Genomic DNA, 5791 nt, shown 5'->3' on the forward strand with positions numbered 1-5791 from the left:
CTGAGATCTCATCCTGAAGCCGCGCGGGAATACAGCGAACTCAAACAAACACTCGCCCAGCAGTACCCCACGAATATTCAGAGTTACATGGATGGTAAAGCTGACTTTATCCACTCGATCGACAATAAAGCATTCCAGTGGCGTAGTTTAGGACTGTGAGGTTAGTCAATCGATCCCTACTTTCATTTCCTGTAACACCAGTGAGGATACACCATCTCTTCAAGGCTGAATCCCTAGAGATCCGCAAATTACTGAAAATATCTGTAAAAAAGTAAACAAATGTTGCGATCGATTTGTTAGGCTTACTTAAAGACGTTTTTTGGAAGAAGGTCGGAGCGATCGTGGATATTCAGATTGGGAAAGGGAAAACAGCTCGGAGAGCATACGGCTTTGATGAAATCGCCCTAGTGCCTAGCGGCAAAACGCTAGATCCCAGTTTGGCAGATACTAGCTGGCAGATTGGTGGTGTCAAACGCGAAATTCCGATTATTGCTAGTGCAATGGATGGGGTCGTTGATGTGCGGATGGCGATCGAGTTATCAAAACTCGGCGCGCTGGGCGTACTCAATTTGGAAGGGATTCAAACTCGGTATGAAGATCCAAATCCCATTCTCGATCGGATTGCGGCTGTGGGAAATGATGGTTTCGTGACGCTGATGCAGGAACTCTATGCCGAACCCATCAAACCAGAATTGATCGAACGCCGGATTGCGGAAATTAAAGCTGGTGGTGGGATTGCGGCTGTGAGTGCCACCCCTGCGGGTGCGGCGAGATTTGGTGCGGCAGTGGCTAAAGCCGGTGCGGATTTATTCTTTATCCAAGCTACTGTCGTCTCGACAGAATTTTTAGCTCCAGAGGGGATCGAACCGCTGAATCTGGCTAAATTCTGTCAAGAAATGCCGATGCCAGTAATTTTGGGCAACTGCGTTACTTACGATATTACGCTCGAACTGATGCAAGCAGGTGCCGCTGCCGTCCTGGTCGGGATCGGCCCCGGAGCGGCTTGTACCTCCCGTGGCGTCTTGGGTGTCGGCGTACCGCAAGCAACTGCCGTGGCGGACTGTGCAGCAGCGCGAGATGAGTTCTTCAAGCAGACGGGTAAGTATATTCCCGTCATCGCCGATGGTGGCTTGGTGACTGGTGGTGATATCTGTAAATGTATCGCCTGTGGAGCTGATGGCGTGATGATTGGTTCGCCATTCGCACGGGCGGCGGAAGCTCCCGGACGCGGTTTTCACTGGGGGATGGCCACTCCTAGCCCAGTATTGCCTAGAGGCACGCGGATTAGAGTCGGCACGACTGGCTCTCTCCACCAGATTCTCCGAGGACCCGCCAAACTAGATGATGGTACTCACAACCTCTTGGGCGCACTGCAAACTAGTATGGGGACACTCGGTGCCAAAACAATTAAGGAAATGCAAAAAGTAGAAGTCGTCATCGCGCCCTCGCTGCTGACCGAAGGCAAAGTCTACCAAAAAGCTCAACAATTAGGGATGGGTAAATAACCGATCTCGATGAGATTAGGTTTGAGACTGGTAGGTCTGAGCCGAGGCTGTGGTGAGGAAGATCGAGGTTGCGACGGCGATCGATATTTACCTATAAATAGGATCGAAATCTCGCCAATATTCAGTCAGATCTGCCTCCCCGATTTCTGGTGGTACTGTTACAATTAAGGTCAACGGAGACTGATGTTTCCGTTCACTCCTCACACCACATCCCGCCTGAGACACTTAATTGTGTCTCAGGCGGTTCCTTGTTTAGGATCGATCGAAAAAATACACGTAATCTACTTTTTAAGCGATCGTCACATTGTACCTAACAGATCTGGAGCGGATTATGTGCAAAAATTTAGATAGAGATCGCTGAAAATCGAGGAAACTGAAATGAATGGTAGGTGCCTTTGTGGTGTTATAAGTGTCCAAACACCAGACAAAAAGACTGTCGATGCCTGTCACTGCGGGATGTGTAGACGGTGGGGCGGTGGGCCAGCATTGGGTCTGGCTTGCGGCGCGGATGTGCAGATTGACGGGATTGAGCAACTGAAGGTATACAAGTCATCAGAATGGGCTGAAAGAGCTTTTTGTGGTGAATGTGGCACGCATATTTTCTATCGGTTATTGCCGACCAATGAATATTTTGTGCCAGCAGGTCTGTTTCAGGATCGAACGGAGTTTGAGTTCAAGGAGCAAATCTTTATCGATCGGAAACCTAGTTACTATGAATTTGCCAATCAAACAGTAAATTTGACAGAATCAGAAGTATTTGCAAAGTTTATGCCCAGTGAAGATACCAAATAAATGACTATTTAAAGTAGCTATGAACCTATAAACTTTTGCGATTATTAATCTGAATTAGCATACCTCCGATGAATCGATGGCCTTATTCGATCGCGCTGTTGCTGCTGGTTAATCTTGGCAGTTGTCAACCTCAACCAGATCGACTAATCAACCAAAAAATTGATGCCAAAATTCAGCAAGGCCAACCAGAAATCAAGATTGCCGACATCACTGATTTCGCCTGGGATAAAATGTATGTATTTAGCCCCTATACTTCTCCAGCACAGGTCGATCGAGCATTGGGGTTTGAGTGGCAAGAGTATAAATCATTGGGCATAGAGAGTAACGATACCGACGATCTAATCGTGTTTGTAGCTCATGACATGGGCAATAATGGTCGGGTTGTAAAATTTGCGAGGTGTCCGCGTAGTTTCGGCAATTTTAGATTCAGACAAGAGGCTAATGGCTATGGCTATTCACCTGCTCAAGCTGTATTTGCAGTCAGTATTAAAGCCCAGAATAAGTTATTACTCGCTATTAATGAACCCAAAAAAAACACATTCTCGGTAACAGATGTGATCCCGACACAACCAGGAATTTATAAGATCGAGGCTTGGTTCTTGTTTACACATCCCGGTCAATTATCGATTAAGGTATTTAATACCAAAACAAATAGACCCGTGATGATGAAATATCCAAAACCGCCATCGCCTAAAATACCAGATGGCTGGAGCGAACGGGGGACGACCCTATTTTCATATCGATCGGAAATTATGATTCAGGAAGGGGATTGGGAGCATCAGTACGCAACCCGATGGGAATTATGGCAACAACAGCCAGATGGCAAAGAGCAGAAGCTAATGGCAACAACTCGGCTGGTAAATGGATGGGAGCGATAAAACATAGATCGAGATATTAATTCCAATCTTCCCAGACAAAATACCAGTCTGGATTAATTGCCGTATATTCCATTTCACCCTGCATATTTTCTGGTAGTCGCTCGTATCTGGGACGATAGACATAAGAACATCGACAAATTGTCGATAGATTGAAAGTAGCTCCGACTAAACGATCTGCTGAATCATAGTTTGCAGACAAGTAATGAATACCTACTCCTGTTGTTGCCATTGCAGTAGCGATTGTCTGAAAATCTTGTTTTGCCCGCTCGTCCATCGCGATCGGTTTACCATCAAATAAATTACAAGTAGTTGAGGTGAGATTGCTAGAAAAACCACCTCTCTGATATGCGATGTTCTTGCACCAATCTTGATTGCGATAGTCCTTGACTTTCAGAGCTTGGAGCGCACTAAAAACCTGCGGTAGATTCGCAACATCTCGCTGATGTTCGCCAGCACCAGGGACGCCACAACCAACTAACAACATATTGAGGATGGCAAATTGCCAATAGCGAAAAATCAAATTCTGGTTCACAGTAACTTCGATCGATACCAACTAAATTATATTGGCATTTTCAGACATAAAGAAAGAAGCCGATCGAATCGATCGGCTTCTTTTATCAGAATGTAATCATTGTTGTAGGATTAAGAGATCGAGATTTTAACTCTTCCTCATACCTAAAGCCGAAAATTTAAGCTTTAACGGCATGAAAACTCAAATGATAAGGGAAGTTTTTCCAAGGATGAGTTTGGATTTCCTTGATCACAGTCGTTCCTTTCCAGGACAATTCGGGGATACTGACTTCGACGGGAGTTTTATTGACTCTGGCTTTTTTGATTAAATTCTCCACACTTTTAGCATCGAGCGTCAATAATAATGACTTGTCGCCATCATGTCCGTAGAGATTGACCGGGATCTGACCGGAACGACGGAGAGCGTTAGGTTTGCTCCCAGCAACACGTTGTTTTAATTCGACGGAAATTTCCATAGTTGTTAGTAGTAGTAATTTGGTTAAGTGTGTGAGTAAAATCGAATCCAAATTTCAAATTAATTAAAGGATGGATTCGATTCGTCAGCTTAGACAGGAGTTCCGTCAGCCGATAATAGCCCCCGTTTGGGGCCATGAATCGGATCTTCGACGATGATGGTTTGGTCGCGGCTGGGGCCGAGGGAAACGATCGAAATCGGGACTTCCATCAAGTCAGCCAAGAACTTGAGATAGTCTAGTGCTGCTTTTGGTAGATCTTCGAGAGATCGACAGTCGGCAGTATTTTGCTGCCAACCGGGGAGGGTTTTGTAGATGGGCACACATTTGGCGAAATCCCGAGCTGAATCGGGGAAGTCGGTCGTGCGCTGACCATTGATTTCGTAAGCAATACAGACTTGAATTTCGTCAAACTCGTCCAAGACATCCAGCTTGGTAATCGCCATACAGTCCATCCCATTGATCCGGACGGCATATCGACCGATCACGCCATCGAACCAGCCACAGCGGCGTTTGCGGCCAGTCGTGGTGCCAAATTCCGCACCCCGTTCGCCCAACACATCGCCACTGGCATCATTTAGCTCGGTTGGGAAGGGGCCTTCGCCAACGCGGGTAGTATAGGCTTTGGCGACACCAATCACTCGATCGATCGTCGTCGGGCCGATGCCCGTACCGATACAAGCTCCACCCGCAATCGGATTGGAAGATGTCACATAAGGGTAGGTACCATGATCGAGATCGAGCAGCGTCCCCTGAGCACCTTCAAATAAAATATTCCGACGACGGCGCACCGCATCGTAAATTTCGACCGAGGTATTGACGATATGCGGGCGCAACCGTTCGGCATAACCCAAATACTCAGTCGCTACCTGCTCTGAATCGAGCGGTGGTAGATGATAGAGTTTTTCGAGGATCTCGTTCTTTTGAGCGATCGTCCAAGCAAGCTGTTCGCGGAAAGCATCAGCATCCATCAAATCCTGTACCCGAATGCCGATTCGGTCGGACTTATCCATGTAAGTCGGCCCGATTCCGCGTCCAGTCGTACCAATTTTGTGAGTACCTCTGATTTCTTCTGATGCTCGATCGATCAGCCGATGATAAGGCATCGTGACATGAGCTGTCTGCGAAATCAACAGCTTGTCGGTAGGAATATTCAGCGCGACAAGTCGATCGAGTTCTTCAATTAAGACTTTGGGGTCAATGACTGTACCACAGCCAATGATACATTTCGTTTCGGGATATAAAATCCCTGAAGGAATTAAGTGCAGTTTAAAGGTTTGACCCTGCACGACTACAGTGTGACCAGCGTTGACACCCCCTTGGTAACGCACGACCACATCTGCCGACTTACTAAGTAAATCGGTGATCTTTCCTTTTCCTTCATCGCCCCATTGGGCACCAATTACGACTACGTTAGCCAAGGGTTATTGCTTGTCTATCTGAATAAAGTTAACACAATCTAAAATCCTACCATGGACATCGATACCTGTCAAAAGACATTTGGGGGAACACCAGGGCAACCGCACACGTTTCGTAACAAATGGCAGCTAGCAACAAGAAATGTGTTGAAGCCGTAGGATTTAACTATTAAAATCCTTGTGGTGGGCACTGCCCACCACATTGCTAAAGATAT

Annotated in this window: 7 protein-coding genes; 4 read left to right on the top strand and 3 right to left on the bottom strand. The window is 46.6% G+C overall.

Annotated elements, in window-relative coordinates; translation table 11 throughout:
• The 4 genes from RMO27_RS24000 to RMO27_RS20455 all read left to right on the top strand — a co-directional run bounded on the left by RMO27_RS24000 (position 1) and on the right by RMO27_RS20455 (position 3175).
• Positions 1–159, top strand: coding sequence for a GrpB family protein (locus RMO27_RS24000; RefSeq protein ID WP_396133772.1), 159 nt, complete (start codon positions 1–3; stop codon positions 157–159).
• 182 nt (positions 160–341) lie between these two features.
• Complete coding sequence (locus RMO27_RS20445; RefSeq protein WP_309736025.1) at positions 342–1505, top strand: GuaB3 family IMP dehydrogenase-related protein; 1164 nt, start codon at positions 342–344, stop codon at positions 1503–1505.
• Between the two features lie 378 nt (positions 1506–1883).
• The gene (locus RMO27_RS20450; RefSeq protein ID WP_309736027.1) at positions 1884–2297 is read left to right on the top strand and encodes a GFA family protein; all 414 of its coding nucleotides are present in this window, start codon (positions 1884–1886) and stop codon (positions 2295–2297) included.
• 68 nt (positions 2298–2365) lie between these two features.
• Positions 2366–3175, top strand: coding sequence for a hypothetical protein (locus RMO27_RS20455; protein ID WP_309736029.1), 810 nt, complete (start codon positions 2366–2368; stop codon positions 3173–3175).
• A 16-nt stretch (positions 3176–3191) separates the two neighbouring features.
• On the opposite strand, the gene RMO27_RS20460 is transcribed toward RMO27_RS20455, so the two are convergent.
• The 3 genes from RMO27_RS20460 to RMO27_RS20470 form a co-directional block, all read right to left on the bottom strand.
• A complete protein-coding gene (locus tag RMO27_RS20460; protein ID WP_309736030.1) occupies positions 3192–3707 on the bottom strand; it encodes a hypothetical protein in 516 nt (171 codons plus the stop codon).
• Positions 3708–3864: 157 nt separating this feature from the next.
• Positions 3865–4161 carry a 50S ribosomal protein L25 gene (rplY, locus tag RMO27_RS20465; protein WP_309736031.1) on the bottom strand — a complete coding sequence of 99 codons (297 nt, stop codon included), beginning with the start codon at positions 4159–4161 and terminating at the stop codon, positions 3865–3867.
• Positions 4162–4250: 89 nt separating this feature from the next.
• Positions 4251–5579 carry an adenylosuccinate synthase gene (locus RMO27_RS20470; RefSeq protein ID WP_309736033.1) on the bottom strand — a complete coding sequence of 443 codons (1329 nt, stop codon included), beginning with the start codon at positions 5577–5579 and terminating at the stop codon, positions 4251–4253.
• Between the last annotated feature and the right edge of the window lie 212 nt (positions 5580–5791).

The sequence above is a fragment of the Chamaesiphon sp. OTE_75_metabat_556 genome (genome assembly GCF_031378165.1).
Lineage (GTDB): Bacteria > Cyanobacteriota > Cyanobacteriia > Cyanobacteriales > Chamaesiphonaceae > Chamaesiphon.

Excerpts from the sequence above, each read along its gene's own strand:
- RMO27_RS20450 (WP_309736027.1), top strand. The coding sequence starts at position 1,884 with ATGAATGGTAGGTGCCTTTGTGGTGTTATAAGTGTCCAAACACCAGAC.
- RMO27_RS20455 (WP_309736029.1), top strand. The coding sequence starts at position 2,366 with ATGAATCGATGGCCTTATTCGATCGCGCTGTTGCTGCTGGTTAATCTT.
- rplY (WP_309736031.1), bottom strand. The coding sequence starts at position 4,161 with ATGGAAATTTCCGTCGAATTAAAACAACGTGTTGCTGGGAGCAAACCT.